The 15878-nt window shown below is 74.0% G+C and carries 15 protein-coding genes; 7 read left to right on the top strand and 8 right to left on the bottom strand.

Annotated features, from left to right (window positions below; all coding sequences use genetic code 11):
- The first annotated feature begins 41 nt into the window (after positions 1–41).
- Positions 42–2045: a molybdopterin-dependent oxidoreductase gene (locus tag HS045_RS10990; protein ID WP_196450956.1), complete on the top strand. Its 2004-nt coding sequence runs from the start codon at positions 42–44 to the stop codon at positions 2043–2045.
- Between the two features lie 66 nt (positions 2046–2111).
- Here the strand turns inward: HS045_RS10990 and HS045_RS10985 are convergent, their stop codons facing one another.
- Together HS045_RS10985 and HS045_RS10980 are read right to left on the bottom strand one after the other, a co-directional pair.
- Positions 2112–2573 carry a GNAT family N-acetyltransferase gene (locus HS045_RS10985; protein ID WP_196450955.1) on the bottom strand — a complete coding sequence of 154 codons (462 nt, stop codon included), beginning with the start codon at positions 2571–2573 and terminating at the stop codon, positions 2112–2114.
- Positions 2574–2583: 10 nt separating this feature from the next.
- On the bottom strand, positions 2584–2808 hold the full coding sequence (locus tag HS045_RS10980; RefSeq protein ID WP_196450954.1) for a hypothetical protein: 225 nt from the start codon (positions 2806–2808) through the stop codon (positions 2584–2586).
- A 318-nt stretch (positions 2809–3126) separates the two neighbouring features.
- On the opposite strand from HS045_RS10980, the gene HS045_RS10975 reads away from it, so the two are divergent.
- Positions 3127–3594 carry a hypothetical protein gene (locus tag HS045_RS10975; RefSeq protein ID WP_196450953.1) on the top strand — a complete coding sequence of 156 codons (468 nt, stop codon included), beginning with the start codon at positions 3127–3129 and terminating at the stop codon, positions 3592–3594.
- Between the two features lie 166 nt (positions 3595–3760).
- Here the strand turns inward: HS045_RS10975 and HS045_RS10970 are convergent, their stop codons facing one another.
- Positions 3761–4147 (bottom strand): VOC family protein, encoded by a 387-nt coding sequence (locus HS045_RS10970; protein ID WP_196450952.1) that lies wholly within the window; start codon positions 4145–4147, stop codon positions 3761–3763.
- A gap of 70 nt (positions 4148–4217) precedes the next feature.
- Positions 4218–5027 (bottom strand): class I SAM-dependent methyltransferase, encoded by an 810-nt coding sequence (locus HS045_RS10965; RefSeq protein WP_230883527.1) that lies wholly within the window; start codon positions 5025–5027, stop codon positions 4218–4220.
- Between the two features lie 342 nt (positions 5028–5369).
- Here HS045_RS10965 and HS045_RS10960 point away from each other — a divergent pair, with 342 nt between their 5' ends.
- The 5 genes from HS045_RS10960 to HS045_RS10940 all read left to right on the top strand — a co-directional run bounded on the left by HS045_RS10960 (position 5370) and on the right by HS045_RS10940 (position 11581).
- Positions 5370–7220 (top strand): acyl-CoA dehydrogenase, encoded by a 1851-nt coding sequence (locus tag HS045_RS10960; protein WP_196450951.1) that lies wholly within the window; start codon positions 5370–5372, stop codon positions 7218–7220.
- 293 nt (positions 7221–7513) lie between these two features.
- The gene (locus HS045_RS10955) at positions 7514–8251 is read left to right on the top strand and encodes an NUDIX hydrolase (protein ID WP_196450950.1); all 738 of its coding nucleotides are present in this window, start codon (positions 7514–7516) and stop codon (positions 8249–8251) included.
- Positions 8248–9270, top strand: coding sequence for a lipopolysaccharide kinase InaA family protein (locus HS045_RS10950; RefSeq protein WP_196450949.1), 1023 nt, complete (start codon positions 8248–8250; stop codon positions 9268–9270). Before HS045_RS10955 ends, HS045_RS10950 begins: the two co-directional genes overlap by 4 nt.
- 32 nt (positions 9271–9302) lie before the next feature.
- Positions 9303–10364 (top strand): hypothetical protein, encoded by a 1062-nt coding sequence (locus tag HS045_RS10945; protein WP_230883526.1) that lies wholly within the window; start codon positions 9303–9305, stop codon positions 10362–10364.
- Entirely contained in the window at positions 10361–11581 is a 1221-nt protein-coding gene (locus HS045_RS10940; RefSeq protein WP_196450948.1) for an adenylosuccinate synthetase, read from the top strand. Before HS045_RS10945 ends, HS045_RS10940 begins: the two co-directional genes overlap by 4 nt.
- On the opposite strand, the gene HS045_RS10935 is transcribed toward HS045_RS10940, so the two are convergent.
- The 4 genes from HS045_RS10935 to pdhA form a co-directional block, all read right to left on the bottom strand.
- Complete coding sequence (locus HS045_RS10935) at positions 11578–11871, bottom strand: Dabb family protein (RefSeq protein ID WP_196450947.1); 294 nt, start codon at positions 11869–11871, stop codon at positions 11578–11580. The two genes, HS045_RS10940 and HS045_RS10935, sit on opposite strands and share 4 nt — an antisense overlap.
- 278 nt (positions 11872–12149) lie before the next feature.
- A complete protein-coding gene (locus HS045_RS10930) occupies positions 12150–13598 on the bottom strand; it encodes a dihydrolipoamide acetyltransferase family protein (RefSeq protein WP_196450946.1) in 1449 nt (482 codons plus the stop codon).
- A 12-nt stretch (positions 13599–13610) separates the two neighbouring features.
- Complete coding sequence (locus tag HS045_RS10925; RefSeq protein WP_196450945.1) at positions 13611–14591, bottom strand: alpha-ketoacid dehydrogenase subunit beta; 981 nt, start codon at positions 14589–14591, stop codon at positions 13611–13613.
- Complete coding sequence (pdhA, locus tag HS045_RS10920) at positions 14588–15706, bottom strand: pyruvate dehydrogenase (acetyl-transferring) E1 component subunit alpha (protein WP_196450944.1); 1119 nt, start codon at positions 15704–15706, stop codon at positions 14588–14590. The genes HS045_RS10925 and pdhA overlap by 4 nt, the downstream gene beginning before the upstream one ends.
- Between the last annotated feature and the right edge of the window lie 172 nt (positions 15707–15878).

Raw genomic sequence — 15878 nt, 5'->3', positions numbered from 1 at the left:
CTTTTCCCACCCGTGCGGCGTCCGCGGCTACAGTCGGGCTCATGTCGGGTGAACTGCAGATTCTGGGGGCGTGTCCGCTGGACTGCCCGGACACGTGCTCGTGGGTGGTGACGGTCGCCGGCGGCCAGGCCGTGAAGATGCGCGGCAACCCCGACCACCCCTACACGCGCGGCGCGCTGTGCGTGAAGGTCAACCGCTACCTGGAGCACACCCGGGCGGCCGACCGCCTGCTGCACCCGATGCGGCGCGTCGGGCCCAAGGGCTCGGGCGCGTTCGAGCGGATCACCTGGGACGAGGCCCTGGAGGAGATCTCCGTACGGCTGCGCGCGATCGTCGACGAGCACGGCGGCGAGGCGATCTGGCCCTACAACGGCACCGGGAGCCTCGGCTACCTGCAGGGCTGCGAGGGCGTGGCGGGCCGCCGGTTCTGGAACGCGCTCGGCGCGTCCCGGCACCACCTGAACATCTGCTCGGCGGCGGGCAACGCGGGCCTGACGGAGGTCAACGGCACCCCCGGCGGCATGGACCCCGAGGACTTCGCCTCGTCGAGGCTGATCCTGCTCTGGGGCACCAACACGCTGACCAGCGGGCACCACCTGTGGAAGTTCGTCCAGGACGCCCGCGCGGCCGGGGCCCACGTGGTGGCGATCGACCCGATCCGGACCCGCACCGCCGAGCAGGCCGACGAGCACCTGCCGATCCGGCCGGGCACCGACGCGGCCCTGGCGCTCGGGCTGCTCCACGTCGTGCTGGCCGAGGGCGCGGAGGACCGCGACTACCTGGAGCGGCACACCGAGGGCTGGGAGGCGTTCCGCGAGGAGATCCTCCGCCACCCCCCGGAGCGGGTGGCGGAGATCACCGGCCTGCCCGAGGAGGACGTCCGGGCCCTGGGCCTGCGCCTGGCCCGCACCCGGCCCACCGGCATCCGCGCCACGATGGGGATCCAGCGGCACGCGGGCGGCGGGGCGGCGCTGCGAGCGCTCGCGGCGATCCCCGCGGTGACCGGCGACTGGCGCCGGCCCGGCGGCGGGATCGCCTACTCCACCAGCGGCCACATCCACCTGGACATCGACACCCGCGACGACCTGCTGGCCCGGCCGGTCCGCACGCTCACCATGACCCGGCTCGCGAGCGAGCTGGACGAGTCGGTCAAGTGCCTGTGGGTCTACGGCGCCAACCCGGTGGGCTCCTCCCCCGACCAGAACCGCATCCGCGAGCGGCTGCTGCGCGAGGACCTGTTCACGGTCGTGATGGAGCAGTTCGCGACCGACACCGTCGACTACGCCGACCTCGTGCTCCCCGCGACGATGCAGACCGAGCACCCGGACCTGCACGCCGGCTACGGCCACATGTACCTGCTGTGGAACGAGCCGGCCGTCCCGCCGCCGGGCGAGTGCCTGTCCACCACCGAGACGTTCCGCCGGCTGGCCCGGCACATGGGCCTGACCGAGCCGTCGCTGTTCGACTCCGACCTGGAGCTGGCCGAGCAGCTGCTCTCCTCCGGCCACCCGTCCCTGGACGGGATCACGGTGGACCGGCTCCGCAAGGAGGGCTGGGTCCGGCTGAACGTGCCGCGGCCGTTCCTGCCCTTCGCCGAGGGGTTCCCCACCCCCTCGGGCCGGCTGCGCTTCCCCCGGGGGACGGCCTACGTCCCGCCGCACACGGCCACGGCTCCGCGGGAGGCGTATCCGCTGACCCTGGTCACCCCGGCGTCCCACACCTCGCTGAACACCACCTTCGGCAACAATCCCGAGCTGCGGCGGCGCTCGAAGGGCCCCCGGGTCCTGGTGAACCCGGCCGACGCGGCGGCGCGGGGCCTGGCCGACGGCGTGCGGGCCCGCGTCTTCAACGACGGCGGCGCCTTCGAGGCCGAGGTGGAGGTCACCGAGAGCGTGCGGCCCGGCGTGGTGGCGTCGGTCAAGGGGCACTGGCGCAAGCTCAGTCCGGGCGGGTCGACGGTCAACGCCGTGGTGGCCGAACGCGACGCCGATCTGGGCCGGGGCGCGACCTACCACGACAACCTGGTGGAGATCGCCCCGGCGTGAGGCCGCGCCCTGCGGGGCCGGGCCCGCGGAGCGCGGGGTCTCCACGGCTCCGCGTCCGCGGACCGGCTAGCCGTTCCGTCCCGCGAGGTCGAGCTTGTAGCCCTCGTGGGAGGCGGCGAAGCCGAGGGACTCGTAGAACCGGTGGGCGTCCTTGCGCGCCTTGTCGGTGGTGAGCTGGACCGTCGTGCAGCCGCGCGCCCGGCCCCGCTCGATCGCCCACGCCATCATCGTCCGGCCGAGCCCCCGCCCGCGCAGGGCGGCGGTGATCCGTACGGCCTCGATCTGCAGGCGCCAGGCCCCGCGCCGGGAGATCCCCGGGATGTAGGTCAGCTGCAGGGTTCCCACGATCTCCCCGTCCTGCTCGGCCACGATCAGCTCGTTGTTCGGGTCGGCCTCGATGGCGGCGAAGGCGGCGCGGTGCTCGTCGCCGTAGGCGCCCGTGCGGGCGGCGGCGATGGCGTCGTCGGCGATCATGGCCACGACGTGGGGGAGGTCGGCGGAACGGGCGGGGCGGAAGGTCACCGGCATGGTGATCACCCTATCGGCGGCGTTCGGGCTCGCCGGAGGCGAGCCGGTCGGCCCGGACGAACGCCCGGAGGCAGGCGGTGAGCTTCTCGACCAGGGCGAGCACGTCCGCCCGGCGCTCGGCCTGCAGCCAGGGCCAGGACATCCAGACCGGCACGGAGAGCAGGACGATCACGAGGATCGGCAGGATGAGCAGCGCGACCACCGCGACCCGCTGCCAGCGAGCGAGGGCGAGCATCGATCCCCCTGGTGAAGCTCGGTGGAGCCCGGTGAGGCTCGGTGAATGCCGAAGGGGGGCGCCCGACGTCCGACGGCCCCAACGCTATCCCGTCTCCGGCCGCCCCGCACGGACAACTCGCACATTCTTTCGAAAAAGCGGGCGGCGTCTCCCGGACGGCCCCAGACGTTCACGGGCGGCGTCTCCCGGCCGGCCCCGGACGTTCCCGGCACGGGCCGGATCGGCGGAGATCCCGAGGCCGGACGCGTCCGCAGGTAGGGGAGGAATCAGGGTCGCCCCCCGATGTGCGCAAGGGGGCCGGAAGGGCAGCCTGGAGGCATGAAAGAGGAACTGACTCGACGTGACGAGATGTCCCTGTCCGGCGCGGCCCTGCGCGGCGCCCCCTGGAAGGCCGCGGCGGCGACCGGCGGCACGGCGACGGCCACCAGCCTCATCCTGGGGGCCGTCCTGCCGGGCGACGCCAGCCTGACCTGGGCCCTGTGCCTCGGGATCAGCCTGTTCTCGATGGTCGCGGCGGTCGGCTCGGTCACCAGGCCGGACGTCGCCGACCGGGTGACCCGGTCGGCCCGCCAGTGGGCGCGCAACCACCCCTGGCGCTTCTCGCTGTACCCCGCGCTCGGCTCCGCCGTGCTGATGTACCCGGTCCAGCTCCTCGTCGACCGCGAGGGCCCGTTCAGCGCGGCCCTGGACGCGCTCCAGGGCGGCGTCGCGGTCTACCTGGTCACCGCGGTGCTCGCCCTGGTCCTCGGGGGGCGCAGGCAGGCGTCCCTGCCCCGCGGCCACTGAGCGGGCGTTCCCCCGAGGGACCGCCGAACGGGTCCCCGGGGACCGCGCGGGGGGACGATCCCCGAGGCCGTCCCGCTCGGCGCGGGACGGACCGCGGGACGGACCGCGGGACGGACCGCGGGACGGACCGCGGGACGGACCGCGGCGGGCGGGCCCGTCCCCGCGGCTACTCCGCCCCGGCCGCGCCGGAGGCCTCGGCCTGGCTCCGGCAGACGCAGAACTCGTTGCCCTCGGGGTCGAGCATGGTCACCCAACCGGAGCCGTCGGGGGCGCGCCGGTCGGACTGGACCGCGGCCCCGAGGGCGAGCAGCCGCTCGACCTCCCGGTCGCGGGTGGAGCCCTCGGAGCCGGTGACGTCCAGGTGCACGCGGTTCTTGACCGCCTTGCCCTCGGGGACCCGGATGAACAGCAGGTTGACCGTGCCGCACAGGAGGACCTCGTCGTCGTCCGCGCCGGTCCCCGGGGAGAATTCGAAGCCCGTGGCCTCGCGCCAGAAGGCCGCCAGTTCGTACGGCCGGGCGCAGTCGAAGGTGACGTAGTCGATCGCAATCATGCGCACAGCCAACCTCGACACCATCTAAACCGTCAAGGCGGTTACGTAACCACCGAAATGCCGATGACGGTTATGCCGTGTCCCACCAGAGCGTGACCCACCGGTCCCTGAGCACCGGCCACATGTCCAGCTCGACCGCCGCCGCGACGACCTCCTCCGCCCGCGCGGGGTCGAGGCAGAGCCGACGGCAGGCGCTCTCGGCCATCGCCTCCAGGCTCGGGAAACGGGGCAGCGGGGCCGGACGCTCCTCCTGCCGCACGCCGTACCCCAGCCGCCGGGCGAGCGCGGCCACGTCGTCGGCGGTGGGCCGCGTCGGCCGGACGAGCCCGTGGAAGTGCGCCCAGAGAGGGCTGAGCCAGCTCATCGGGTGCCGGTGGGTGAGCTCCAGGACGACCCGGTGACGGGCGTGGGCGGTCAGCGCGGCCAGGAAGGCGGACAGGTCCGGCACGTTGTAGACGACGTGGGCGGCCACCGCGACGTCGGCCGGCGGAGTCTCACCGGCGACGTCGGGCCAGCGGCCCAGGACCGGCCGTACCGGCACGCCCAGCCTGCCCGCGCGCACCTCCAGTTCGGCCAGCATCGCCGCGGAGGTGTCGACCGCGATGAGCCCGCCCAGCCGGGCCAGCGGCAGGGAGGCCGCCCCGGTGCCCGCGCCCACGTCCAGCACGCTCCCTCCCGGCGGCAGCGCCTCGGCCGCCCGGAGCAGGGTCGGACCTTCGGGCACGGCCAGCGCGCGGTCGGTGCGCTCACCGAACCGGGCGGGCGAGTGCTCCCACGGATCGCTCCGGGCCGCGGCCGCGATCTCGGCGGGGATGCCCCACCCCGCCAGGTCCGTCCGCCAGCGTTCGTCCAGGTCGTCCGGCGTCTCCCGCTCCTCCATGCCGCCGAGCCTACGCCGGGACCGCCCCGGCCCCGGAAGAGCTCGCCGAACCGGCCAATCAGCGTCGACACCGCGAGGCGGCCGGAGAACACGACGACCACCGGCACGACCACCGGTCGCCCTCCCCGGGTCCGGAGACCGTCCGGAGTCTCCGGACGGTCTCCGGACCCGGGGAGGGCCATGAAGGTCACCTGTTTCCCCATAACCATGTGACAAACGTCCCTGTCGGGTCTGTTTTTCATCGGTTACCGGCGGGTAGCATTCTCGGTAAGGTTACTGGCGAGTACATGCCCGTCCCGAGTACACGCGACCCCGGATCCCCGGCTTCAAGGAGCAGACCCCATGGGCCACTACAAGAGCAACATCCGTGACCTGGAGTTCAATCTCTTCGAGATGTTCGGACGCCGGGAGATCCTGGGCACAGGTCGCTACGCCGACCTGGACGAGGACGTCGTCCGCAGCATGCTGGAGGAGCTCAACCGGATGGCCACCGGCGTGCTCGCCGACTCCTTCGAGGAGGGCGACCGCACGCCTCCGGTGTTCGACGCGGCGACCAGCGCGGTGACGATGCCCGAGGGCGTCAAGAAGTCCTACTTCGCCATGCGCGACGCCGGCTGGACCAACCTCGACCTGCCCGCCGAGATGGGCGGCCCCGGCGTGCCCCGCAGCGTGGCGTGGGCCCTGGCCGAGCTCATCCTCGGCTCCAACCCGGCGCTGTGGATGTACTCCAGCGGCCCCGGCTTCGCCCACATCCTGCACACCATCGGCAACGACGAGCAGAAGCGCTTCGCCGAGCTGGCCATCGAGCGCCAGTGGGGCGCCACCATGGTGCTCACCGAGCCCGACGCGGGCTCCGACGTGGGCGCCGGCCGGGCCAGGGCCGTGCAGCAGCCCGACGGCACCTGGCACATCGAGGGCGTCAAGCGCTTCATCACCAGCGCCGAGCACGACATGGCCGAGAACATCTTCCACCTCGTGCTGGCCCGCCCCGAGGGCCACGGCCCCGGCACCAAGGGCCTGTCGATGTTCCTGGTGCCGAAGTACCACGTGGACCTGGAGACCGGCGCGCTCGGCGAGCGCAACGGCGTCTACGTCACCAACGTCGAGAAGAAGATGGGCCTGAAGGTCTCCACGACCTGCGAGCTCACCTTCGGCGACAAGCACCCGGCGATCGGCACGCTGATCGGCGACGTGCACGAGGGCATCAAGCAGATGTTCCTCGTCATCGAGCAGGCCCGCATGATGGTGGGCACCAAGGCGATCGCCACCTTGTCCACCGGATACCTCAACGCGCTGGAGTACGCCAAAGCCCGCGTGCAGGGCGCCGACCTGACCCAGATGGCCGACAAGACCGCCCCGCGCGTGACCGTCACGCACCACCCGGACGTCCGCCGCGAGCTCATGCTCCAGAAGTCGTACGCCGAGGGCATGCGGGCGCTGGTCCTGCTCACCGCCACCTACCAGGACGCGGTGCAGATCGCCGAGTTCGAGGGCCGCCGGGACGAGCACGCCGAGGCGATGAACGACCTGCTGCTCCCGCTGGTCAAGGGCGTCGGCTCCGAGCGCTCCTACGAGATGCTCTCCCGTTCGCTGCAGACCCTGGGCGGCTCCGGCTACCTGCAGGAGTACCCGATCGAGCAGTACATCCGGGACGCCAAGATCGACTCCCTCTACGAGGGCACCACCGCGATCCAGGGCCTGGACCTGTTCTTCCGCAAGGTCCTGCGCAACCAGGGCGCCGCGCTCGGCTCGCTGCACGCCGACGTCAAGGCCTTCGCCGCCTCCGAGGCGGGCAACGGCCGCCTGAAGGCGGAGCGCGCCCTGCTCGACGAGGCCGCCGACGAGGTCAAGGCCATGGCCGACACGATGGCCGGCTGGGCGATCGGCTCGATGGAGGACCCGAAGGAGGTCTACAAGGTCGGCCTCAACACCACCCGGTTCCTGCTCGCCCTGGGCGACCTGGTGATCGGCTGGCTGCTCCTGCGCCAGGCCGAGATCGCCCTGGCCGCGCTGGGCTCGGCCGACATCGCGCCGGCCTCGGGCGCGGACCGGAGCGACAAGTCCTTCTACACCGGCAAGGTGGCCGCGGCCTCCTTCTTCGCCCAGACCGTGCTGCCCCGGATCTCCGCCGAGCGCCGCATCCTCGCCGCCACCGGCCAGGACCTGATGGAGCTCCCGGAGGACGCGTTCTGAGCGGTCCCTCCACCGGGCGGGCCTGAGACGGCCGCCCCGGGGGGCGTCACCCCCCCTGCTCCTGCGGTAGGTCGGCGATGAGGGGCGGTCCCGTGACACGGGACCGCCCCTTCCGCATGCTCCGGGGCGGTTCCCCCGGCCGCCCTCCATCGCGCCCGGCACGCGCCGTACGGCCCGCCCCGCACGCCGTACGGCCCGTCCGCCGGTGGGCGGCCCGCCGCGGAGGACCCGGGATTGACATCGCCTCTCGTTCTTCTCATACTGAGACCATCTCAGATTGAGAAGGACGTGTGATGAGCGGTGAAACCGAGTACCTGGCGGCCTACGACCCGCGGGAGTTCCCGCCGGTCGCCGTGACCGTCGACGTGGTGGCGCTCACCATCCTCGGCGGGGTGCTGCACGTGCTCCTCGTCGAGCGGGGCGAGCCGCCGTTCGCGGGGCGCTGGGCGCTGCCCGGCGGCTTCATCCGGCCGGGCGAGGACCTCGACCAGGCCGCCTCCCGGGAGCTGGCCGAGGAGACCGGGATGGCCGACCGCGTCCACATCGAGCAGCTCGCCAGCTACGGGGCGCCGGACCGCGACCCCCGGATGCGGATCGTCTCGGTCTCCTACCTGGCCTTCGCCCCCGACCTGCCCGATCCCCGGGCGGGGTCGGACGCCGCCGACGCCGCCTGGTACGGCGTCGACCACCTGCCCGAGCTGGCCTTCGACCACGCGCGCATCCTCGACCACGCCCTCGACCGGGCGCGGGCCAAGCTGGAGTACACCCCGCTGGCCACCGCCTTCGTCGGCGAGACGTTCACCATCTCCGAGCTGCGGGGGGTCTACGAGGCGGTCTGGGGGGTGCCGCTGCACGCCGGCAACTTCCACCGCAAGGTCCTGTCGGTCCCCGGGTTCGTGGAGAGCACCGGGGAGACCACCGAGAGCGGCGGCCCCCGGGGCGGCCCCCGGGCCAGGCTCTACCGCGCGGGCGACGCCCGGCTCCTGCACCCGGCCCTGCTGCGGCCCGAGCGGGAGGAGGAGGTCCGGTGACCACCACCGCCGAGGCGATCGCCCTGGTCAACGCCGCCGTGACACCGCAGAACCTGTTCGGCGGGGACGCTCCGCACCGGACCTACCGGCGGCTCGCCCGGTGCCTGCACCCCGACCTGACCACCGCCCCCGGCGCCCCGGAGGCCTTCGCCCGGCTGTCCGCGCTCTGGGCGGCGCTGCACCGGGACCCCGCCGGCGAGCACGCCGAGCCGGAGACGGTGATCACCACCCCGGGCGGGACCTACCGGATCGGCGGAACGCTCCACCGGGGCGCCACGGCCGCGCTCCGCGCGTGCGAGCAGGACATGCTGCTCAAACTGCCCCTCAGCCCGGCCGACAACGACCTCATGCGGCGCGAGGCCGCGTCGCTCCGGACGCTCGAACGCGAGGGCGACCCGCTGCTCCTGCCGTACGTGCCGCGCCTGGTGGAGTCCTTCCGGCACCGCGCGGACGGGGTCGAGCGGCGGGTCAACGTGATCAGCCGGGCGCCCGACGGGTTCCTGACCCTGGAGGAGGTCCGGCGGCGGCGGCCCGTGCTGGACCCCCGCGACGCGGCCTGGATCTGGCGGCGGCTGCTGGTCGCGGTCGGCACCGCGCACCGGGCCGGGGTCGTGCACGGGGCCGTCTTCGGGCAGCACGTCCTGGTCCACCCCGTCGAGCACGGCCTGGTCCTCGTCGACTGGAGCCAGTCGGTGCCGGTCGGCAGCCCGCTGACCGCCCTGGTCACCCGCCGCCGCGCGGACTACCCGCCGGACGTCCTGGCCCGCGGGCCGGCGACCGAGGCCCTGGACATCCGCCTGGCCACCCGCTGCGTCGCCGCCCTCATGGGCGTGCGCCCCGACGGCCTCGCCCCCTCCGGTCCCGGCGCCCCGGCCGGGCGCGTCCCCGGGCCGATGCGCGCCTTCCTGCGCGGCAGCCTGCTCGCCCCGCCGCGCGACGCCTGGCGGCTCCTGGCCGAGCTCGACGAGCTCCTCGACGACCTGTACGGGCCGCGCACGTACCGGCCCCTCCACCTGTAGCGATCCCGACCCCTCACGGAAGAAGAACCCCCATGGGAAGCGGAATCTGGTCCACCGACGTCTACTCCGCCGCCTCCCGCCTCCGGGCGGCCAAGGGCGCCAGCGCCTTCGCCTACAGCGACTCCGGCGCGCGCACCGTGCACGACGACCTGAACCCGCACGGCGTGGCCGCCCGGGAGAGCCGCGACTCGTCCGAGCACCCCGCCTCCCTGGCGGTGGCCGTGCTCTTCGACGTGACCGGCTCGATGGGCGGCGTGCCGCGCACCCTGCAGACCCGGCTGCCCGACCTGCTCGGCCTGCTGCTGCGCAAGGGCTACGCCACCGACCCGCAGATCCTGTTCGGCGCGATCGGCGACGCCACCTGCGACCGGGCGCCGCTGCAGGTCGCCCAGTTCGAGTCCGACAACCGGATGGACGAGCACCTCGGCAAGGTCCTGCTGGAGGGCGGGGGCGGCGGCCAGATGACCGAGTCCTACGAGCTGGCGATGTACTTCATGGCCCGGCACACCTCGATCGACTGCTACGAGAAGCGGGGCCGCCGGGGCTACCTGTTCATCATCGGCGACGAGCTGCCGTACCCGGCGGTCAAGCGGCGCGAGGTCGCCGGGGTGATCGGCGACCGGCTGCGGCGGGACATCCCCACCGAGGACGTCGTCGCCGAGCTGACCCGGATGTACGACGTCTACTTCATCCTCCCCGCCGGGGCGAGCCACGCCCGCAACGGCCACGTGCTGACCGCCTGGCGCAGGCTGCTCGGGCAGAACGTGCTGGAGCTGGACGACCTGGACGCGGTCTGCGAGACCATCGCGCTCACCGTCGGGCTGGGCGAGGACGCGGTCGGCCTCGACGAGGGGCTGGCGGACCTGGCCGAGTTCGGCTCCACCGCGCAGGGACCGGTCTCCCGGGCGCTGGCCGGTCTGGAGCGGAACGCGGCGGTGGTGGACTCCCCGGCCCTCGGCGTGTCCCCCGGCCCGCGCGGCGCGCTCGGTCCCGGCGGTCCCTCGGGCCCCCGCGGCGCGGGCGGCGCGCTCCGTCCGCACGGCCCGGACGACCCCTCCGCCTTCGGCGGCGGCAGCGGGGTGACCCGGCTGTGAAGGACCACGTGATCGTCGTCGACCTCGGGTACGGCGACGCCGGCAAGGGCACCGTCGTCGACTGGCTCTGCGCCCGCGGCGACGTCTCGGCGGTGGTCAGGTTCAACGGAGGCGCCCAGGCGGGGCACAACGTGGTGCTGCCCGACGGGCGGCACCACACGTTCTCCCAGTTCGGGTCGGGGACTCTGCGCGGCGTGCCGACCCACCTGTCCCGGTACACCGTGGTGGACCCCTTCGCGCTCACCGCCGAGGCCGACCACCTGCGCCGGATCGGCGTCCCGGACCCCTACGGCCTGCTCACCGTCGACCGGGAGGCCCTGCTCGCCACGCCGTACCACGTGGCGGCCGGGCGGGCCCGCGAGCTCGCCCGCGGCGCGGACCGGCACGGGTCCTGCGGGATGGGCGTCGGCGAGGCGATGGCCTACGCGCTGGAGCACCCCTTCATGGCCCCCAAGGCCGGCGACTGCGAGCGGCCGTGGGCGCTGACCCGCAAGCTGGAGGCGCTGCGCGAGCGGCTCGGCGTCGGCGGACCGCCGGTCGCCGACTGCGTGGCGGCCTACCGGGCGTTCGCCGAGCGGGTCGCCCTGGTCGACCCCTCCCACGTCACCGGCCTGCTGCGCCGGCGGCCCGTCGTCTTCGAGGGCGCCCAGGGGGTGCTGCTCGACGAGTGGCACGGCTTCCACCCCTACACGACCTGGAGCACGACGACCTTCGGCAACGCGCTGGCGCTGCTCGACGGGGCCCCGGCCGTACGGCTCGGCGTGCTGCGCACCTACACGACCCGGCACGGGCCGGGCCCGCTGGTCACCGAGGACCCGGAACTGCGCCTGCCCGAGCCGCACAACCGGGACGGCCGCTGGCAGGGCCCGTTCCGGACCGGGCACTTCGACGCCGTCGCGCACCGCTACGCGCTGTCGGCGGCGGGCGGGGCGGACGCCCTGGCCCTCACCCACCTGGACGCGCCGGTCTCGCGGATGTGCGACTCCTACGACATCGGCGAGCTGCCGCAGGGCCGCCGGGGCGACCTGGAGGGCCAGGCCCGGCTCACCGCCCGGCTGGCGCGGGCCCGGCCGCACTACGCCGACGGGGTCGACGACTGGCCGGAGGCGGTCGCCGGGGCGCTGGGCGTGCCCGTGTGGCTCGGCTCCTCCGGCCCGACCGCCGCGGACAAGGCGCTGCTCGCCTCCGCCGGGGGCCGGATCCGGCCGGCGGTCTAGACGTGGTACTGCACGGCGGCGCGGGAGGCCAGGATCGGCTTGATCCGCTCGGCGATCACGGCCTGGTGCTCGGGGTGGTCCCGGTAGACGGCGTAGTCCTCGGCGCTGTCGAAGTCCGCGACCACCGCGAAGTCGTGGTTGCCGGGACTCACCCCCGCGTCGGGGCCGATCACGTAGGAGCGCAGCTGCGGGATCAGGGCCGGCAGCCTGCCCAGTCCGGCCGCCACGGCGGCCTTCTGCTCGTCGGTGGCGTCCTCGGTCCAGGCGAGCAGCACGATGTGGCGGAACATGGTCGGTCCTGTCTCCCTCGCGGTTCGGATGCCCGCCAGCGTACGGCGGGCCCCACCGGTGCACGGCGGGCCCCGCCGGTGCACGGCGGGCCCCGCCGGTGCACGGCGGGCCCCGCCGGTGCACGGCGGGCCCCGCCGGTCTCCGGCCGCCCGGCTCCGGCTCCGGCTTATGGTGCCGGCTCCGGCTCCGGCTCCGGCTTATGGTGCCGGCTCCGGCTTATGGTGCCGGTCCCGGTCCTCCGGTGCTGGTCCGGTCCCGGCCCGGCGGCCGTACGGCCTCAGCCCCAGGCGAGCATGCGCAGCGGGTCCTGGAGCATGGCCCCGACGTCGCGCAGGAACAGGGAGCCGAGCTCGCCGTCCACCACCCGGTGGTCGAAGGAGAGCGCGAGCGTGCACACCTTGCGCACCGCGATCTGCCCGTCCACCACCCACGGCATGTCCCTGACCTGGCCGAGGGCCAGGATCGCGGACTCGCCCGGGTTGAGGATCGGCGTCCCGGCGTCCACCCCGAACACGCCCACGTTGGTGATCGTGATCGTGCCGCCCGCCATGTCCGCCGGCCGGGTGCGACCGGCCCGCGCGGTCTCGGCCAGCTCCGTCAGGGCCGCCGCCAGCTCCGGCAGCGACAGGGACTGGGCGTCCTTGACGTTGGGCACGAGCAGGCCGCGGGGGGTCGCGGCGGCGATGCCCAGGTTCACCCGGTGCTTGACCACGATCTCCTGCGCCGCCTCGTCCCACGCCGAGTTGACCATCGGGTGGCGACGGACCGCGACGAGCAGCGCCTTGGCGACCAGGAGCAGCGGCGAGACCTTGACCCCGGCGAAGTCGTCGAGGGCGCGCAGCCGCGCGACCGCCTCCATGGTCCCGGTCACGTCCACCTGGAGGAACTCGGTGACGTGCGGGGCGGTGAACGCCGAGGCCACCATGGCCTGGGCGGTCGCCTTGCGCACGCCCCTGACGGGGATCCGCTCCTCGTCCGCCGTCCCGGCCCGCGCCGCCGGCCGTACCGGCGCGGCCGCCGCGGCGTGCACGTCCTCCCGGGTGATCGAGCCCTGCGGCCCGGTCCCGGTGAGCGCGGCCAGGTCGATCCCGAGGTCCTTGGCGAGCTTGCGCACCGGGGGCTTGGCCAGCACCGCCGCGCGTCCCGCCGCGGCCTGCGGACCGGTCGCGACGGACGCCGGGCCCGGCACGCCGCCCGGCACCGCGGCCTGCGGACCCGGCACGGCGGCCGACCGGTCCGGCACGGCGCCCGGCGCGGCGCCCTGCGGGCCCGAGGCGGCGGGCGGCTGCCTGCGGGGGCGGCGTTTGGCCGCGCCCGGTTTGACGCCGTAGCCGACCAGCACGGGCCGGCGCTTCTCCCCGCCGCCCGCGGCGGTCCCGTTCCGGCCCGCCTCCTCGGGAACGGCGGGCACGGCGGGGACCAGGTCGTCGGCCAGCGCCTCCCGGTCCCCGGGGGCCGCCGCCGCCGGGGGCGGCGGGGCCGGGTCCGCGGAGCCGTCGTCGACCGCGATGATCGGCCTGCCCACGTCGACGGTCTCGCCCTCCTCCACCAGCAGGGCGGCCACCACGCCCTCGAACGGGCAGGGCAGCTCGACGACCGCCTTGGCGGTCTCGATCTCCACGATGGTCTGGTTCACCTCGACCGGGTCGCCGGCCTTCACGTGCCAGCGGACGATCTCCGCCTCGGTCAGGCCCTCGCCCACGTCGGGGAGCTTGAACTCCTTCACCGTCTCCCCCTCTCAGAACGCGAACGCGCGGTCGACCGCGTCGAGGACCCGGTCCAGATCCGGCAGGTAGTGGTCCTCCAGCCGGGAGGGCGGGTACGGCGTGGACGGCCCGCCCACGCGCAGCACCGGCGCCTCCAGGTGGTAGAAGCACTCCTCGGTGACCCGGGCGGCCAGTTCGGCGCCGTACCCGCTGAAGACGGGCGCCTCGTGCACCACGACGCACCGCCCGGTGCGCCGTACCGACTCCACGACCGCGGGCAGGTCCAGCGGGTTGAGCGAACGCAGGTCCACCACTTCCAGCGAGCGGCCGTCCTCCTGGGCCGCCGCGGCGACCTCCAGGCAGGTCTTCACCATCGGCCCGTAGGCCAGCAGCGTGGCGTCCGCGCCGGACCGCACGACACGGGCCCGGTCGAGGGGGAGCCAGTCCGCCGAACCGGAGGTGTCGACCTCGGCCTTGTCCCAGTAGCGGCGCTTGGGCTCGAAGAAGACGACCGGGTCGTCGCACCGGATCGCCTGCTGGATCATCGCGTAGGCGTCCGCCGGGTTGGAGCAGGTCACCACGCGCAGGCCCGCGGTGTGCGTGAAGTACGCCTCGGGGGACTCGCTGTGGTGCTCCACCGCGCCGATGCCGCCGCCGCAGGGGATGCGGACCACGACGGGGAGCCTGAGCTTGCCCAGCGAGCGCATCGGCATCTTGGCGAGCTGGGTGATGATCTGGTCGGCGGCGGGGAAGACGAACCCGTCGAACTGGATCTCGCACACCGGCCGGTAGCCGCGGAGCGCCAGGCCGATGGCCGTGCCGATGATGCCGGACTCGGCCAGCGGGGTGTCGATGACCCGCTGCTCGCCGAAGTCCTTCTGCAGGCCGTCGGTGACGCGGAACACGCCGCCGAGCTTGCCCACGTCCTCGCCCATGACGAGGACCTTGGGGTCGTCCTCCATCGCCTTGCGCATGCCCTCGTTCAGGGCCTTGGCCATGGTGAGCGTCGTCATCCCTCGACCCCCTCGGTCTCGAATCCGGCGAGGTAGGCGGAGAACTCGGCGCGCTCGGCCTCGACCAGGCCGTGCGACTCGGCGTAGACGTGCTCGAACATCTCCATCGGCCCGGGGTCGGGCATCTCCAGGCAGCGCCTGCGCACGTCCTTGCCGAGCGCGTCGGCCTCGGCGTCGACCCCCTCGAAGAACGCCTGGTCGGCGAGCCGGTTGCGGACGAGGTAGGCCTTGACCCGCTCGATCGGGTCCTTGAGCTTCCACGCCTCCAGTTCGTCGGCCACCCGGTAGCGGGTCGGGTCGTCGGAGGTGGTGTGCGCGCCCATCCGGTAGGTGTAGGCCTCGATCAGCACCGGCCCCTGCCCGGAGCGGGCGTCGGCCAGCGCCTTGCGGGTGACCGCCAGGCAGGCGAGCACGTCGTTGCCGTCCACCCGGACGCCGGGGAAGCCGAACCCGCTGGCCCGGCGGTAGAGCGGGATGCGGGTCTGCTTCTCCAGCGGCTCGGAGATGGCCCACTGGTTGTTCTGGCAGAAGAACACCACCGGCGCGTTGAACACCGACGCCCAGATGAACGCCTCGTTCACGTCGCCCTGGGAGGTGGCGCCGTCGCCGAAGTAGACGATCGAGGCCGCGCCGTCCTCACCGACGGCCCCGTCGCGCTGCATGCCCATCGCGTAGCCGACCGCGTGCAGGGTCTGGCTGCCGATCACGATCGTGTAGAGGTGGAAGTTGTGCTCGGCGGGGTCCCAGCCGCCGTGGTTGACCCCCCGGAACAGGCCGAGGAGGTTGACCGGGTCGACGCCGCGGCACCAGGCCACGCCGTGCTCGCGGTAGGTCGGGAACGCCATGTCCGCGTCCGTCAGGGCCCGGCCGGAGCCGATCTGCGCGGCCTCCTGACCGAGCAGCGAGGCCCACAGGCCCAGTTCGCCCTGGCGCTGCAGGGCGACGGCCTCCAGGTCGATCCGGCGCACCAGGACCAGGTCGCGGTAGAGGCCGCGGATCTCCTCGGGCGTCAGGTCGATGGCGTAGTCGGGGTGTTCGACCCGCTCGCCCTCGGGGGTCAGCAACTGGACGAGCTCGGGGGGTGCCTGCGCACCGCGAGAGGCGTCGGCTGTCACGTGCCGCTCCTGTGTGCTCGGGGCCGTCCGAGCGGGGTCACCGCTCGCGTCCGGCCGGTTGGCGACGCGTCGGATCCGGTTGATGGCGGTTCGTCGGCGCTTGGGGACATCGTGGCAGACGTCACATACCCGCGCGCAAGACCTGCTCCGCCGTCCATACGGTCCCCGTTCC

It is taken from the genome of Planomonospora sp. ID82291 (genome assembly GCF_015711645.1).
Taxonomy (GTDB): Bacteria; Actinomycetota; Actinomycetes; order Streptosporangiales; family Streptosporangiaceae; genus Planomonospora.
Note: the sequence above shows the minus strand (reverse complement) of the source record. Positions and strands in the feature narration are given on the sequence as shown.

Coding starts and splice junctions, on each gene's coding strand:
- HS045_RS10980 (WP_196450954.1), bottom strand. CDS start 2,808: ATGCTCGCCCTCGCTCGCTGGCAGCGGGTCGCGGTGGTCGCGCTGCTC.
- HS045_RS10925 (WP_196450945.1), bottom strand. CDS start 14,591: ATGACGACGCTCACCATGGCCAAGGCCCTGAACGAGGGCATGCGCAAG.
- HS045_RS10955 (WP_196450950.1), top strand. CDS start 7,514: ATGAGCGGTGAAACCGAGTACCTGGCGGCCTACGACCCGCGGGAGTTC.
- HS045_RS10990 (WP_196450956.1), top strand. CDS start 42: ATGTCGGGTGAACTGCAGATTCTGGGGGCGTGTCCGCTGGACTGCCCG.
- HS045_RS10965 (WP_230883527.1), bottom strand. CDS start 5,027: ATGGAGGAGCGGGAGACGCCGGACGACCTGGACGAACGCTGGCGGACG.
- HS045_RS10985 (WP_196450955.1), bottom strand. CDS start 2,573: ATGCCGGTGACCTTCCGCCCCGCCCGTTCCGCCGACCTCCCCCACGTC.
- HS045_RS10975 (WP_196450953.1), top strand. CDS start 3,127: ATGAAAGAGGAACTGACTCGACGTGACGAGATGTCCCTGTCCGGCGCG.
- HS045_RS10960 (WP_196450951.1), top strand. CDS start 5,370: ATGGGCCACTACAAGAGCAACATCCGTGACCTGGAGTTCAATCTCTTC.
- HS045_RS10945 (WP_230883526.1), top strand. CDS start 9,303: ATGGGAAGCGGAATCTGGTCCACCGACGTCTACTCCGCCGCCTCCCGC.
- HS045_RS10935 (WP_196450947.1), bottom strand. CDS start 11,871: ATGTTCCGCCACATCGTGCTGCTCGCCTGGACCGAGGACGCCACCGAC.
- HS045_RS10970 (WP_196450952.1), bottom strand. CDS start 4,147: ATGATTGCGATCGACTACGTCACCTTCGACTGCGCCCGGCCGTACGAA.